The 14,598-nt window shown below is 71.5% G+C and carries 13 protein-coding genes; 7 read left to right on the top strand and 6 right to left on the bottom strand.

Annotated features, from left to right (window positions below; genetic code table 11):
* The first annotated feature begins 13 nt into the window (after positions 1–13).
* The 6 genes from xylB to ACERMF_RS10335 all read left to right on the top strand — a co-directional run bounded on the left by xylB (position 14) and on the right by ACERMF_RS10335 (position 4,126).
* Positions 14–1,468, top strand: a complete 1,455-nt coding sequence (gene xylB, locus ACERMF_RS10360; RefSeq protein ID WP_373669006.1) for a xylulokinase — start codon at positions 14–16, stop codon at positions 1,466–1,468.
* Between the two features lie 49 nt (positions 1,469–1,517).
* Positions 1,518–2,183, top strand: a complete 666-nt coding sequence (locus tag ACERMF_RS10355) for an HAD family hydrolase (RefSeq protein WP_373669005.1) — start codon at positions 1,518–1,520, stop codon at positions 2,181–2,183.
* On the top strand, positions 2,180–2,326 hold the full coding sequence (locus tag ACERMF_RS10350; protein WP_373669004.1) for a hypothetical protein: 147 nt from the start codon (positions 2,180–2,182) through the stop codon (positions 2,324–2,326). Before ACERMF_RS10355 ends, ACERMF_RS10350 begins: the two co-directional genes overlap by 4 nt.
* Positions 2,323–2,844 carry a DoxX family protein gene (locus tag ACERMF_RS10345; RefSeq protein WP_373669003.1) on the top strand — a complete coding sequence of 174 codons (522 nt, stop codon included), beginning with the start codon at positions 2,323–2,325 and terminating at the stop codon, positions 2,842–2,844. The genes ACERMF_RS10350 and ACERMF_RS10345 overlap by 4 nt, the downstream gene beginning before the upstream one ends.
* A gap of 68 nt (positions 2,845–2,912) precedes the next feature.
* On the top strand, positions 2,913–3,761 hold the full coding sequence (locus ACERMF_RS10340) for a hypothetical protein (RefSeq protein ID WP_373669002.1): 849 nt from the start codon (positions 2,913–2,915) through the stop codon (positions 3,759–3,761).
* 2 nt (positions 3,762–3,763) lie between these two features.
* A complete protein-coding gene (locus ACERMF_RS10335) occupies positions 3,764–4,126 on the top strand; it encodes a DUF4377 domain-containing protein (protein WP_373669001.1) in 363 nt (120 codons plus the stop codon).
* A 63-nt stretch (positions 4,127–4,189) separates the two neighbouring features.
* Here the strand turns inward: ACERMF_RS10335 and glnA are convergent, their stop codons facing one another.
* A complete protein-coding gene (glnA, locus tag ACERMF_RS10330; RefSeq protein ID WP_373669000.1) occupies positions 4,190–5,623 on the bottom strand; it encodes a type I glutamate--ammonia ligase in 1,434 nt (477 codons plus the stop codon).
* A 235-nt stretch (positions 5,624–5,858) separates the two neighbouring features.
* On the opposite strand from glnA, the gene ACERMF_RS10325 reads away from it, so the two are divergent.
* Positions 5,859–7,088 (top strand): mechanosensitive ion channel family protein, encoded by a 1,230-nt coding sequence (locus tag ACERMF_RS10325; RefSeq protein ID WP_373668999.1) that lies wholly within the window; start codon positions 5,859–5,861, stop codon positions 7,086–7,088.
* Between the two features lie 61 nt (positions 7,089–7,149).
* On the opposite strand, the gene ppdK is transcribed toward ACERMF_RS10325, so the two are convergent.
* The 5 genes from ppdK to sucB all read right to left on the bottom strand — a co-directional run bounded on the left by ppdK (position 7,150) and on the right by sucB (position 14,588).
* Positions 7,150–9,837, bottom strand: coding sequence for a pyruvate, phosphate dikinase (ppdK, locus tag ACERMF_RS10320; protein WP_373668997.1), 2,688 nt, complete (start codon positions 9,835–9,837; stop codon positions 7,150–7,152).
* Between the two features lie 189 nt (positions 9,838–10,026).
* The gene (locus tag ACERMF_RS10315) at positions 10,027–11,199 is read right to left on the bottom strand and encodes an S-layer homology domain-containing protein (protein ID WP_373668996.1); all 1,173 of its coding nucleotides are present in this window, start codon (positions 11,197–11,199) and stop codon (positions 10,027–10,029) included.
* 166 nt (positions 11,200–11,365) lie between these two features.
* Entirely contained in the window at positions 11,366–12,403 is a 1,038-nt protein-coding gene (locus ACERMF_RS10310) for a lipoyl synthase (RefSeq protein ID WP_373668995.1), read from the bottom strand.
* A complete protein-coding gene (lipB, locus tag ACERMF_RS10305) occupies positions 12,400–13,152 on the bottom strand; it encodes a lipoyl(octanoyl) transferase LipB (RefSeq protein ID WP_373668994.1) in 753 nt (250 codons plus the stop codon). The genes ACERMF_RS10310 and lipB overlap by 4 nt, the downstream gene beginning before the upstream one ends.
* Before the next feature lie 8 nt (positions 13,153–13,160).
* On the bottom strand, positions 13,161–14,588 hold the full coding sequence (gene sucB / locus ACERMF_RS10300; RefSeq protein WP_373668993.1) for a 2-oxoglutarate dehydrogenase, E2 component, dihydrolipoamide succinyltransferase: 1,428 nt from the start codon (positions 14,586–14,588) through the stop codon (positions 13,161–13,163).
* Between the last annotated feature and the right edge of the window lie 10 nt (positions 14,589–14,598).

Raw genomic sequence — 14,598 nt, 5'->3', positions numbered from 1 at the left:
GGAAGGGTCCACGATGGCACGCGTGGCAGGCATTGACAGCTCGACCCAGTCGTGCAAGGTGGTGATCAGGGACGCCGACACCGGAGCCCTGGTGCGAAGCGGTCGGGCGCCCCATCCCGAGGGGACCGAGGTCGCGCCCGAGCACTGGTGGCGGGCGTTGCAGGCGGCCGTCGACGAGGCTGGCGGTCTGGACGACGTCGCGGCGATCTCCGTCGGCGGCCAACAACACGGGATGGTCGCGCTGGACGGCGAGGGCGAGGTGGTGCGCGACGCGCTGTTGTGGAACGACACCCGGTCCGCCGGCGCCGCCCTGGACCTGATCCGGGACTTGGGTGACGGAGACGCGGCCGCCGGTGCCACGGCATGGGTCGAGGCCGTCGGGGTCGTGCCGGTGGCCTCGTTCACGGTCACCAAGCTGCGCTGGCTGGCCGAGCACGAGCCCGAGCACGCCGAACGGGTCGCCGCCGTGGCGCTCCCGCACGACTGGCTCACGTGGCGGCTCGCGGGCGGCGCTGGCCACGCGCAGCTGACGACGGATCGTTCCGATGCCTCCGGGACGGGGTACTGGTCGCCCCACACCGAGGCCTACCGCCCGGACCTGCTCGAGCTCGGGCTGGGCCATGCCGCCGTGACGCCGCTCGTGGTCGACCCCGCGGAACCGGCCGGCACCGCCAGGGCCGGCCTGCTCGCCGGCCTGCGTGGCGACGTCGTCCTCGGACCGGGCGCCGGGGACAATGCCGCAGCGGCCCTGGCACTGGGTCTGGCCCCCGGCGAGGTCGCCGTCTCCATCGGTACCTCGGGCGTGGTGTCGGCCGTCTCGGAGCGCCCCACGGCCGACCCGGCCGGGCTGGTCGCCGGGTTCGCCGACGCCACGGGCCACTTCCTGCCGCTGGTGTGCACGCTCAATGCCTCGCGCGTGCTCGATGCCGCCTGCCGCCTGCTGGCCGTCGACCACGCCGAACTCGCACGCCTGGCGTTGTCGGCACCCTCCGGCGCCGACGGTCTCGTGCTCGTGCCCTATCTCGAGGGCGAGCGGACGCCCAACCGCCCGGACGACATGGGCGCCCTGCACGGCCTGCGTCCGGACAACCTCACACCAGCCAACCTTGCCAGGGCCGCGGTCGAGGGGCTGCTCTGCGGGCTCGCCGACGGGTTGGACGAGATCCGCGGCCAGGGCGTCGAGGTGCGCCGGCTGCAGCTCATCGGAGGAGGCGCCCGCTCCGAGGCGGTCCAGCACATCGCCCCGGGCCTGCTCGGTGTCGACGTCGAGGTGCCGCCGGCCGGCGAGTACGTCGCGGACGGGGCGGCGCGCCAGGCCGCCTGGGTGCTCGCCGGGGGTGAGCGCCCACCGGTCTGGGAGGCGGCCACGGAGCCGGCCGTGCATCGCGTGGCCTCGCACGGCAGCGGTTTCGTCCGCGAGCGGTACGCCGAGGTGCGCGAGCTCACCGCCCGTCGCTGGGACCGGTGACCGGGGCCTCGTGTCCGTGGCGGGCCGGGACGCTCCTAGACTGCCGACGATGACTCCTGACCTGCCAACGGCCGTCGTCTTCGACTGCGACGGAACCCTCGCCGACACCGAGCGCCTGTCCGACATGGCGTGGCAACGCACGCTTCGCGAGCACGGCTACGAACCCTCGCGCGCCGACTTCGCCAACGTCATCGGACGACCCTTCCCGTGGTGCTGGGACTACTTCGCCGCGCGTGCCGATCTCGGCGAGCGGGACGCGTTCCTGGCCCGCCTGCGTGACCGCTTCCAGCGCCTGTTCGACGAGGACCTGCAGCTGCATCCGGACACGGTCGCCACGATGCGTGCCCTGGCGGCGGCCGGCGTCCCGCTGGCGATGGCGTCCTCCTCGAGCCACGCCCACGTCGTGCAGGTGCTCGACCGCGGCGCGCTGACCGAACTGGTCGACGTGGTGGTCGGCGCGGACGACGTGCCCCTGCACAAGCCCGATCCGACCCCGTACGTGGCGGCGGCCCGGGGACTGGGGCTGCCCGCCGGTGTCTGCACCGCCGTCGAGGACACCGGCGTCGGGGTGGCCGCCGGCCGGGCCGCCGGCATGTTCACCGTTGCCGTCGTCCGGGCCGGGATCGACCCGCAGACGCTCGAGCAGGCCGACCGCGTCGTCGACGAGGTCACCGTCGCCGCGCTCGTACCCACCCGCGAGGAGGTGGCGTCGTGACCGACCCCAACGCCGAGGAACGCGACGTCGATCGCGCCGACGGGTTTCTGAACCGCATCGCGAAGGGCGGTCCGGTCGCCACCATCGCCATCGTCCTGGTGGCGCTGCTGATCGCCGGTTGGCTCGTCGGCGTGCTGCGATGAGCGAGGCCGATCTCCCGGCTTCGGTGGACGCCGGTCTGCTGCTCATCCGGGTGCTCGTCGGCACGGTGTTCGCTGCCCACGGGTTCCAGAAGCTCTTCGGCTGGTTCGGCGGTGGTGGTTTCGGTGCCACGGCCGGCTGGTTCGCGAGCCTGGGTTTCGGGAACGGGCGCGCGGCCGCCGCCATGGCCGGCGCGACGGAGATCGCCGGTGGACTGGGGCTCGCGGTCGGGCTGTTCACGCCGTTGGCCGCGGCCGGGGTCATCGGGGTCATGACGGTCGCCGCCTACCAGAATGCCACGAGCAAGGGCTTCTGGTCGGCGGGCAACGGCTGGGAACTGAACTACTACCTCATCGCCGTCGCCTTCGGCCTGGCGGTGTCCGGACCCGGCGGATGGTCGCTGGACGCCGCGTTCGGCTGGGTGGTCGCCGGCGTCGGCCCCGGCCTGGCCGCCCTCGGCCTCGGCGCGGGACTCGGCACCCTGCGCTGGGTGACACGCGACCGATCCACGGCTGCGTGAACGCAGCGCCTCCCGGGCCGAACACGCAGCGGCTGGACAGGCGAAGCGCGTCGGCGGATGATCGAGGCATGACCACGCTGAGCGTCTTGACCGCCGGGCTGCTGGTGGCAGTCGTGGTCGTCCTGGCCGTGTGGGCGTGGCGGCGGCCGATGACGCCGCGCGCCGCCACCGAACCCTGGGACGAGGACGCGTCGATGGCGGGCGCCCGCGTCGTCCTCGACCTGGTCGCCGACGATCCCAGGGACCCCGCGCTCCAGCGCCTGGTCCGCGAGACGGCGTTGCGGGCCCTGCAGTCCGACGCCACCATCGACCGCGTCGAGGTGCTCGACGCACATGGTCGTGTGCTGGGCACGGAGCTCCGCCCGACCCCTCTGCCGGAGGTGGCACTTCCCGATCAGCTCCACGAGCCCCAGGCACGTCGGAGTCGCGCCCCCTCGGTGGTGCCCCGGCCCCAACTGCACGGTTCGGTCCGCGCGGATTCGGCGCCGGAGGACGTCGTCGTCGCGGCGCGTCCGTTCGCCGACCGCTTCGACCTGCCTCCCGACGTGCGGCACCGGGTCCGCCGGCCGGATCGTCCGCTGGAGGTGGTCCGTGCCATCCTCGAAGCGGCAGGCCGGCCAACGGAGGTGCGTGGCGACGTGATCGTCAGCGGCGACGTCGCGATCGCGGTCGTGGACCCGCGCTTCGATCCCGAACGCGCCCTCACCCACGGCTTCCTGGCGATCCGCGAGACCGGCGCGCCGCGCGGCATCGTTCTGCGCCTCGGGCACGTCGACCCACGCGTGGTGCGACGTCGGGAGGCCGCCGCCCCCCACGTCCGCCACGTCGCCGTCGATGCCCTGCAGCGGATGGCGGACGCCGTCGCCGTCGGCGCCGACCCGATCGCGTTCGCTGCTGCACCCGCCCTGCGCCGGTGACCATGCGCGAGTGTGGCTCGGGACGCTCGATCGTCGTCGCGAGCGTGCTCGCGCTGACGGGCTGCGGTGGTGGAGCAGACAGCGGCGGGGCCAGCGAGTCTGCCGGCGATCCCGACACGGTGACGCTCGAGGTGGCCGGCGACCGGGTCACCTGCGAGGGCGAGGGCGTGATGGAGTGCCTGCAGGTCCGGCGCGCCCCGGACGCAGAGTGGGAACGGTTCTACGACCAGATCGAGGGGTTCACCCACGAGCCGGGGTACGCCTACGAGTTGCGGGTCCGGGTCACCGACGACGACCCACCGGCGGACGGTTCCTCACTCGCCTACGAACTCGTCGAGGTGGTGCGTCGCGAACCCGCCGACTGAGCGCGGACGAGGGCCGGCCGCGATGGGAGCCGGCGAGGGACCCTCGAACGGACGCAGGTGCGATCAGATGTCGTAGTACAGCTCGAACTCGTGGGGGTGGGGGCGAAGCGCGATCGCCGCGACCTCGGCGTCCATCTTGTACTCGATCCAGGTGTCGATCAGGTCCTCGGTGAACACCCCGCCCTCGAGCAGGAACTCGTGGTCGCTCTCGAGGCCGGCCAGTGCCTCTTCGAGCGAACGTGGCACTGACGGCAGGTTGCGGAGCTCCTCGGGCGGCAGGTCGTAGATGTCCTTGTCGACCGGGTCCGGCGGCTCGATCTTGTTGCGGATGCCGTCGAGGCCGGCCATCAGCTGCGCCGCGAACGCCAGGTAGGGGTTGCACGAGGGGTCGGGCACGCGGAACTCGATGCGCTTGGCCTTGGGGCTCTCACCCGAGACCGGGATCCGCACGGCCGCGGAACGGTTGCGGGCCGAATAGACCAGGTTGACCGGTGCCTCGTAGCCGGGCACCAGGCGCCGGAAGGAGTTCGTCGTCGGGTTGGTGAAGGCGAGCACGGCGTGTGCGTGCTCGAGCAGGCCACCGATGTACCAGCGCGCGACGTCGGAGAGCTGGCCGTAGCCGGACTCGTCGAAGAACAGCGGCTCGCCGTCCTTCCACAACGACTGGTGGGTGTGCATGCCGGAGCCGTTGTCGCCGAAGATCGGCTTGGGCATGAACGTGACCGAGTGACCGGCCGCGTGCGCGGTGTTCTTCACCACGTACTTGAACGTCATCAGCTTGTCGGCGATCTTCGCGAGCGTGTCGAACTCGATGCCGATCTCGCCCTGGCCGCCCGAGCCGACCTCGTGGTGGTGCAGTTGGGTCTGGATCCCGAACTTCTCGAGGTTGTGCACCATCTCCGACCGCAGGTCGGTGAAGTGGTCCATCGGCGGCACGGGGAAGTAGCCGCCCTTGGTACGGGGCTTGTAGCCCTTGTTGCCGCCCTCCTCGTCACGGCCGGTGTTCCAGGCGCCCTCGATGGAGTCGACCTCGTAGAACGAACCGTTGCCCTGGGAGTCGAAACGGACCGAGTCGAAGATGAAGAACTCCGCCTCGGGGCCCATGAAGGCGGTGTCGGCGATTCCGGTGGACGCCAGGTAGGCCTCGGCCTTGCGCGCGATGTTGCGGGGGTCGCGCGAGTAGGCCTCGCCCGTGATCGGATCGTGGATGTGGCAGTACATCACCAGCGTCTTGCGCGCGCGGAAGGTGTCCTCGAACGCGGTCGTGGGGTCGGGGACCAGGAGCATGTCCGACTCCTGGATGCCCTGGAAGCCGCGGACCGACGACCCGTCGAAGTAGATGCCGTCCTCGAAGGTGCTGGCATCGATGTTGGTGACGGGAAAGGTCGTGTGCTGCGTGACGCCCGGCAGGTCGATGAAGCGCAGGTCGACGAACTCGAACCCCCCGCTCTCGATCAGGCCGAGGACGTCCTCTGCTGACTGCGGTGAGCTGGCCAACTTCTTGCTCCTTGCGTGTTCGGTTCGGTGTGCGGGATGCGACCTGCCGCGACGAACGCTACGGAGCTGCTGCGTCACCACCGTGTCGCCGACGTTACGCACCGGTTAACTGCCGCCCACCCTAGTTGCGCTGTGCCTCGACGCCCCGCGTGGTCGCCCCGTCGCAAGGTCAGCCCGAGGCCCTGCGGCCGCACGCGAGTAGCCTCCGGCGGAGTCACGAGGAGTGCCTTCGCCCATGGACACCGACACCTTCGAGCTCGCGGCCGATGCGGTCACCGGCGCCACCGACGGCGGTGGGGTCGATCTCGGCGACGCCACGGGTGGCGAGACGTCACGGCCGATCACGGAATACCTCGAGGAACACACCGAGCTGTCGGACTGGGTCATCGGGCTGATCGAGAACGCGGTGGAGCCCGCGCTCCAGATCGCGGTCATCGTCGTGGTCGCATGGGCCGTGCTGTGGTTCATCCGGCGGGTGCTGCGCCGCGCCATCGCCGAGGTGAAGGAGCCGGACGGCGAACGGTTCCGTCGTCGCCGTCACGCCCGCACCGCCGAGGGCCGGGCACGGGTCTCCGAGCGCCGCGCGCAGCGCGCCGACGCGCTCGGTGCCCTGGCCAACAGCGTGCTCACCGTGGTGGTCTGGGTCATCGCGGTGGCCATGGTGCTCGGCACCTTCGGGTTCAACCTCGGTCCGCTGGTCGCCGGTGCCGGCATCATCGGCATCGCCGTCGGCTTCGGGGCGCAGAACCTGGTCTCGGACTTCCTGTCCGGCGTGTTCATGCTGCTCGAGGACCAGTACGGCGTCGGCGACGTCGTCAACGTCGGCGAGGCCACCGGCGTGGTCGAAGGGGTCACGCTGCGCACCACCCGCATCCGTGACGTCGAGGGCACCCTCTGGCACGTTCCCAACGGCGAGATCCGCCGGGTCGGCAACATGAGCCAGGAGTGGGCGCGGGCGCTGTTGGACGTCGGCGTCGCGTACGGGATGGACGTCGACGTCGCGTCCGAACTGATCCGGCGCGTGGCGAGCGAGATGGCGCACGAACCCGACTACGCGCCGTTGTTCCTCGACGAACCCGAGATCTGGGGCGTCCAGGCCCTGGGTGCCGACAGCGTCGACGTGCGGCTGGTCATCAAGACCAAGCCGGGGGAGCAGTGGGCCATCACCCGTGAACTGCGGCGGCGGATCAAGAACGCCTTCGACGCGGCCGGGATCGAGATCCCCTTCTCGCAGCGGACGGTGTGGCTGCGTACCGAGCAGCCCGCGGCGGTCGGGGGCGTGGACGCGGCCCCCTACCGCATGCCGCTGCCGTCGGAGTCGACCCTCGAGCGTGCGGTCCGCGCCTCGAAACAGGGGGACACGGGAGCACCCAACGAGCTCGCCGAACTGCTCCCGACCGACGCCGACGACCGCCCGCAGGTCAACGAAGCCGCGGATGGCGCCGAGGCGCTCGACCAACGTTGAACACGGGCCGCGGGGCGGCCGGGCGCACGGCGCCGGCCGCCCCGGGGCGGTCTGCTGCTGCTCAGCGGTCCCGGTCCGTGTCGCGTTCGCCGAGCGCGGCCTGGGCGGCCGCGAGTCTGGCCACCAGGACGCGCGACGGCGAGCAGGACACGTCGTCGAGGCCGTACCGCTCGAACAGCTGGATCGAGGCGGGGTCACCACCGTGCTCGCCGCAGACGCTGACCTCGATCACGGGCCGTGCCTCCTTGGCCGCCGCGGTGGCGAGGCGGACGAGCTCGCCGACCCCGGCCTCGTCGAGGGTGGCGAACGGATCGGCCGGCAGGAGACCGTGTTCGAGGTAGTGGGGCATGAGGCGGGCCTCGACGTCGTCGCGCGAGAACCCGAACGTCATCTGGGTCAGGTCGTTGGTCCCGAACGAGAGGAAGTCGACCAGCGGTGCCAGCTGGCCGGCCAGGAACGCGGCGCGGGGCGTCTCGACCATGGCGCCGACCTGGAACGGCACCACCTCGCCGAGTTCCGCTTCCACGTCGCCTGCGGCACGGCGCACCAGGGCCAGGGCGGCCGACAGCTCGTTCGCGTCGATCACCAGAGGGATCATGATGCGGACGCGCGGGTCTCCGCCCGCCCGCTGCCGCGCCGCCGCGGCACGGAGCAGGGCGCGGACCTGGGCCTCGTACACCCCTGGCAGCAGGAGTCCGAGCCGCACACCGCGGATGCCCAGCATCGGGTCGACCTCCCGCCAGGCGAACGCGGCCTCCAGCAGCTTGGCGTCCTTCGGGGACAGCTCCCCGCGCGCGTCGGCGACCAACAGCCCGTCGAGCTCGGGCAGGAACTCGTGCAGCGGAGGATCGAGCAGACGCACGGTCACGGCAAGCCCGTCCATCACCCTCAACAGCGCCTCGAAATCGGCCTGCTGGACCTGCTCGAGCGCGCCGAGCGCAGCCAGGCGCTCCTGGTCCGTCTCCGCCAGGATCACTGCCTGGACCAGGGGCAGCCGGTCGCCGAGGAACTGGTGCTCGGTTCGACACAGCCCGATCCCCGTCGCCCCCGCGTCGCGGGCCGTCACCGCATCCGTCGCGGTGTCGGCGTTGGCGATGACGGCCAGGCGCCGGGTCGCGTCCGCCCAGGCCAACAGGCGCTCGAGCTCGGGCGGCATGTCCGGCGGCAGCACCGGTACCTCGCCCAGCACGACGTCGCCGGTGGTGCCGTCGATCGAGAGCAGGTCACCCGCCCGGATCCGGACACTCCCGACGGAGGCGAACGTACCGCTGCGGTCGACGACCAGTTCCTCCGCGCCACACACCGCCGGCTTCCCCAGACCTCGTGCGACCACGGCGGCGTGGCTGACGAGCCCACCCCGGCTGGTGAGGACGCCCTGGGCCGCGACCATGCCGTGGAAGTCGGCCGGCGAGGTGTTCGTGCGCACGAGCAGGACCTGCTCGCCCGACTCGGCAAGGGCCTGCGCCTCGTCGGCGTCGAACACCGCCCGACCACATGCGGCACCCGGCGATGCGGCCAGACCTCGAGTCAGCACCTCGTACGACGCCTGCCGATCGAATCGGGGGTGCAGCAGACGTTCGAGTTCGTCGGTACGGAACCGCCGCATCGCTTCCTCGCGGGTGATCAGGCCCTCCTCGGCCATCTCGACCGCCATGCGCAGCGAAGCCATGGCGGTGCGCTTCCCGACCCGCGTCTGCAGCATGTACAGCACGCCGTGTTCGACGGTGAACTCGACGTCGCACATGTCCCGGTAGCGCACCTCGAGCGCGTGCATGACGCGGTCGAGCTCGACGGCGCAGTCGGGGAAGTGCACGGCGAGTTGGTCCAACGGCAGGATGTTGCGCACCCCCGCCACGACGTCCTCACCCTGTGCGTTGAGCAGGAAGTCACCCACAGGCCGCCGTCGGCCCGTGGCAGGGTCGCGGGTGAAGGCCACGCCGGTCCCCGAGTCGGTCCCGGCATTGCCGAAGACCATCAGCTGGACGTTGACGGCCGTGCCGAGGTCGTCGGCGATGCCCTCGACCCGGCGGTAGTCCCGGGCGCGGCGACCGTTCCAGGACCGGAAGACCGCCGCCACGGCCTCCTCGAGCTGCTGCCACGGATCGTCGGGGAAGGGGCGGTCGCACTGATCGGCGATCGTCACCTCGAGCACCCCGATGAGGTCCTCGAGGCCGATCAGGTCGAGTCCGCTGGCGTCCTTGACCCCGTGCATGGTCAGGACCCGACCCGTTGCCCGGTGAAGAGTCTGGGCGTCGACCTCGAGCACGACGCTCGCGTACAGCTCCAGCAGGCGTCGGTAGGCATCCGCGGCGAACCAGGGATCGCCCGTGCGGGCGGCGAGGCCGATCCGCGACGTGTTCGTGAGGCCGAGGTTGAGCACCGTGTCCATCATGCCGGGCATGGAGAAGGCGGCACCGGAGCGCACCGAGACCAGCAGCGGGATGTCCGGATCGCCGAAGCGCAGACCGGTCGTCTGCTCCATCTCGGCGACCACGACCCGGAGCTCGTCGATCAATCCTTCGGGGAGGCCGCCGGACGCGAGGTAGGCGCGACACGCGTCGGTGGTGATGGTGAACCCGGTGGGGACGGGCAGACCCATGCGGGTCATCTCGGCCAGGTTCGCTCCCTTCCCGCCGAGCAGGAACCGCTGGTCCGCGGTGCCGTCGCGGAAGCGACGGACCCATCGCAACGGCGATGGAACGGGGGGGTCGGCCGATTCCGGGGAACGCGGCGTGGCGATCGCACTCATGTCGAGACCTCCTACGAGGTGTGACCCCGACGCCGTCCTGCGGTGCCGGGGCGTGTCCGGCGCTTGACCGAGTCTCCTCCGTGCAGGTCGGGTGGCCCAGGGTCCGAAGGCCTGTCGCGGGCCGCTACCGGTCCCACGCGTCGGAGCCCGGGGCGACGGCCCCGGGCTCCCGTGTGCGAACGCTGCCGGTCAGGAACCGTGCGTGACGTCGAGGTAGACCCGCTGGGGGTCGGCCAGGCGGTCGACGGTGAAGGGCACGTGTCCGGTCGTGCCGATGAAGATCTGTTGGTGGCCCTCGTAGACGCTCAGGTCGACGATTTCGACGATGCCAGCACCATCGACGCGGATCCGCCCCTCGTCCCACCGTTCCTCGTCGGTGTCGCCCGGCAGTGCCATCCCGGTCAGGTTCACCTCGATGATGGCGTCACCGTCGACGTCGACGTGCTGTCCGCTGCCCTGCGCGACGGCCTCGTCGACGTAGCGGACGTCCCAGCCGGCGAGGTCGTCGGACCCCTCGAGCGTGAACGTCACGCGGTCGAAGCCGGTGTGGGCCCCGGTGTCGACGTCGGTGATCGCCAGGCTCGCTGCCGCCGTGCCCGGGGCGTAGGCGACCGGGTGGAGGTGACCCTCGCTGGCGAAGTAGTCGAGTGTGCGGGCGAGCATGGTGGCCATCTGGGCCCGGGTGGTCGTGGCAGCCGGTTCGTAGCGATCGGCGGTGCGCCCCTGGACCACCCCGATCGCGGTCAGCTTCTCGATGCTGTCGCGATGCTCGCCGCCGACGTCCTCGTACGGCGTCCCGTCCGCCCGCGGAAGCTCGCCGTCGATGACGTCTTCGATGGCGCGCGCGAGCAGGGCCGCCATCTGCGCCCGGTCGATCGTCAGCCCGGGACGGAACGAACCGTCGCGGTGGCCGGCGATGATGCCGGCCTGCTGCAACCGGTCGACGTTGTCCGTGTGCGCCTGGCTGATCGCGGCGGCGTCCTCGAAGTCCGGCCCGTTGCTGGCGGGCGGCAGCGCGTGGACGGCGTCCGGGAGACGATCGAGCGCGTTTGCGACGAACGACGCCATCTGCTGGCGGGTGACGGCGCCGGCGGGATCGTAGATTTGCTGGCCGTCGACGAACCGGCCGTGCACGGCGCGATAGACCCACAGACAACCGATGGCACCGGCATGCGCGTCACCCGAAGCGACGTCGGCGAACTGGTCGGCGGCCTGGGCGCGAGCTTGGCAGGCCGCGTCGATGCCACGGTCGTAGGGCGAGGACTGGGCCTGCGCGGCCGCAGGAACGGCGGCGAGGGCGAGTGCCGCACCGATGGCGACGCCTCCCCGGCCTCGCGTGTGCGGTGCATCGGACGTTCCCATGGTGCGATCCCTCTCGTCACGGACGTGGCGTGCCCGCAGGGCACCGCCCAGCGACGAGCTGGTCGCGGCGCCTCACGGCGTGGCACGCCCAGCGTGGAGGGGCGTCATGCACGCCGCAATGCCCCCGACCCGGTCGATCGTCGAGGACGGGCGCGCCGCGCGGGCGTCACACGATCGGCAGCGGAGCTCCGGGCTGACCGGCGGACGGCGCCCACGCTTTCGCGTCGATGGCCTGCTGCCCGGCGTGGTAGCTCGAGCGCACCATCGGGCCGGACTCGACGTGGTCGAACCCGAGCTCGTCCTCGCCGTAGGCCCGGAAGCGCGCGAACGCCTCGGGCGGAACGTAGCGGTCGAGGTGGAGGTGGTTGGCCGAGGGCTGCAGGTACTGGCCGATGGTGAGGGTGTTGACGCCGGCCGCCTTCAGGTCCCGCATGCAGGCGAGGATCTCCTCGTCGGTCTCGCCCATCCCCGCGATCAGGTTCGACTTCACCGCGGTGGTCGCGGGGAAACGTTCGCGGGCCAGCGACAGGAACTCCAGGCCCCGGTCGTAGTCGAACGACGGCCGAATCACGGGGAACAGTCGCCGTGTGGTCTCGAGGTTGAAGGCGAACACGTCGGGCTCGGCCGCCACGACCTGTTCGAGGGCGGCTGCGCCCTTCATCGGGTCGTGCCCGTACCCGAAGTCGCTGGGCAGCACCTCCACACCGACGTCGGGGGTGCGGGCACGGATCTGGCGGATCGTCTCGGCCACCAACCAGGCCCCCGAGTCGTCGAGGTCGTCGCGGGCCACCATGGTGACCACGGCGAAGCGCAGTTCGAGGTGCTCGACCGCCTCGGCGACGCGACGTGGCTCGTCGACGTCGTAGCCCTTGGGCTTGCCGGTCTTGATCTGACAGAAGCCGCAACGACGGGTGCAGTCCTCGCCGCCGATCAGGAACGTGGCCTCGCGCATCTCCCAGCATTCGTAGATGTTGGGGCAGCGCGCCTGCGCACAGACCGTGTTGAGCTCGAGGCCCTCCATCAGCTTGGTGACGTCCTTGAAGTTGTCACCGAAGCTGGCCTTGACCTTCAGCCAGTCGGGCTTGCGACCCTGCGGGAGCGAGGTGTCGATGGCCTTGCGAACCACGCCGGCGCGCTGGATCTGCTCGCGGCCCACCACGTTCAGCGTGCGAGCACCGGGCGGGACGACGGGTCGATCGGTCACGAGGCGACCTTCGAGATCGAGGGGAGAAGGGAGTCCAGGGAGGTCGGTTCGAGGGTAGCGCCGAGCACCTGCGTCATGGCCGCCTCGATCCGGTCGGCCATGTCGTCGACCGTGACCTCGACACCGAGGCTGGCCAGCGAGCACACGCCGCGATCGGCGATCCCGCACGGCACGATGCCGGTGAAGTCGTCGAGGTCGGGCCGCACGTTGAGCGCGAACCCGTGCGTGGTGACCCGGCCGGCCGACATCCGCACACCGATCGCGCCGACCTTCTCGTCGCCGACCCACACCCCGGTGTAGCCCGGCGAACGTGCACCGGTGACGCCGACCTCGGCGAGGGCGCGGATCAGGATCTCCTCGAGCGCCCGGACGTAGTCCACGACGCGCATGCCGACCAGCTGCAGGATCGGATAGCCGACCAGCTGCCCGGGGCCGTGGTAGGTCACGTCCCCGCCGCGGTCGACGGGCACCACCTCGATGCCTCGCCGCCGCAGGGTCGCCTCGTCGAACAGCAGGTTGGTGCGATCGGCCCGGCGGCCCAGCGTGTACACCGGAGGATGCTCGAGGAGCACGACGACGTCGCGTTCGAGCGCCCCGTCGGCGCGTGCCTGCGCAAGCCGCCGCTGCCAGTCCCACGCCAGCGGGTAAGGGACCGTGCCCGGCCGCAGGACCGCCAACGGCGCCCCGCCGGCGGCCCGCAGGGAACGCGGGTCGGCGGCGGGGCGTCGAGACGGGGCGAGCTCGTCCACGAGAACTCCTAGAGCCCGAGCTCCGGCGTGAAGTCGTGGGTCTCGAGCGTGTACTTGAGGTCCTGCAGGAACCGCGCGGTGTCGGCGCCGTCGACCATCCGGTGGTCGTAGCTCAGGCACAGGTAGGTCATCCACCGGATCGCGATGGAGTCGCCGTAGGCGTCGGAAACCACGACCGCGCGCTTCTCGATGGCGCAGGTGGCCAGGATGGCGACCTGCGGTGGCGTGAAGATCGGGGTGTCCCACAGGGTGCCGCGCGAGCCGGTGTTGGTGATGGTGAACGTCGCGCCCGAGATGTCGTCGGGCTGCAGCTTCTTCGACCGGGCCCGCCCGGCGATGTCGCCGATGCGGCGCGCGAGTCCGGGCACGGTCAGGTCCTGTGCGTCCTTGACGTTGGGGACCAGCAGCCCGGCCTCGGTGTCCACCGCCATGCCGAGGTTGATGAAGTTGTGGAACGTCGCCGTTCCCGAGTCCATGTCGATGGTGCTGTTGAGCGCCGGGTGGCGCGGCAGCACCATGCACACGGCGCGGGAGATGATCGGCAGCGGCGAGAGGCTGACCCCCTCCTTGGCCTTGAACGCGTCCTTGTAGGCGGCGCGCAGGTGCATGATCGAGGTGACGTCGACCTCGACCGCAGCGGTGAGCTGCGCCGTGGTCTGCATCGCGGTCATCATGGCCTTGGCCGTCGCCTTGCGGACCCGCGAGAGCTCCTGGGTGACCTCGCGCTGACCGCCGAAGTCGATCTGCAACGGGGAGGCCTCGGGCCGCTTGCGGTCGCTGGGCGCGGCGGGTGCCGGAGGCGGTGCCACCGTGCCAGCGGCTGGCGCGGCCGCCGGTTGGCCCGCAGCTGCCGGAGCCCCTTCGCCGCCACTGGCCACGGCGCGCTCGGCGTCCTCACGCGTGATGCGCCCGCCGGGTCCGCTGCCCTGGACCTGCGAGGTCGACAACCCGGCCTCGCGCAGCAGCCGCCGCACCAACGGCGAGGTCAGTGCCTTCTCACCGGCGGTGCCGCCACCGTCCGTCGAGGCGCTGGGTGCCGGCTTGGGTGACGCGGCCTTGGCCGGTCCAGGTTCCGCCGGCGGCTGGGTGTCTGCCTCCGGCTCGGTGTCGGCCGTCGGTTCGTCGTCCGCCGCGGCCTGGTCGCCGCTGTCCGTGTCGGTGTCGGCGCCGGCGTCGCCGCCGTCGTCCGAGCCGCCGGTGGCGCCTTCGCCGATGACGGCGATGACCTGGCCGACCTCGATGGTGTCGTCGACGTTCGCCTTCAGTTCCTGCACGGTGCCGGCGACGGGGGAGGGGATCTCGGTGTCGACCTTGTCGGTCGAGATCTCGACGATCGGTTGGTCGACGTCGACCTCGTCACCGACCTCGACGAGCCAGGCGGTGATGACGCCCTCGGTGACGGACTCGCCCAGCTGGGGCAGCTCCACCTCGGCCACGGGTGCTCTC

This window comes from Egicoccus sp. AB-alg6-2 (assembly GCF_041821025.1).
Classification (GTDB): Bacteria; Actinomycetota; Nitriliruptoria; order Nitriliruptorales; family Nitriliruptoraceae; genus Egicoccus.
The sequence above is the reverse complement of the archived record's forward strand: the minus strand, read 5'-3'. Positions and strand labels throughout refer to the sequence as shown.

Bases quoted from the DNA above. Each gene is read 5' to 3' on its own strand.
- ACERMF_RS10315 (WP_373668996.1), bottom strand. From the start codon at position 11,199: ATGGGAACGTCCGATGCACCGCACACGCGAGGCCGGGGAGGCGTCGCC.
- xylB (WP_373669006.1), top strand. From the start codon at position 14: ATGGCACGCGTGGCAGGCATTGACAGCTCGACCCAGTCGTGCAAGGTG.
- ACERMF_RS10340 (WP_373669002.1), top strand. From the start codon at position 2,913: ATGACCACGCTGAGCGTCTTGACCGCCGGGCTGCTGGTGGCAGTCGTG.
- ACERMF_RS10335 (WP_373669001.1), top strand. From the start codon at position 3,764: ATGCGCGAGTGTGGCTCGGGACGCTCGATCGTCGTCGCGAGCGTGCTC.
- ACERMF_RS10355 (WP_373669005.1), top strand. From the start codon at position 1,518: ATGACTCCTGACCTGCCAACGGCCGTCGTCTTCGACTGCGACGGAACC.
- ACERMF_RS10325 (WP_373668999.1), top strand. From the start codon at position 5,859: ATGGACACCGACACCTTCGAGCTCGCGGCCGATGCGGTCACCGGCGCC.
- ppdK (WP_373668997.1), bottom strand. From the start codon at position 9,837: ATGAGTGCGATCGCCACGCCGCGTTCCCCGGAATCGGCCGACCCCCCC.
- ACERMF_RS10345 (WP_373669003.1), top strand. From the start codon at position 2,323: ATGAGCGAGGCCGATCTCCCGGCTTCGGTGGACGCCGGTCTGCTGCTC.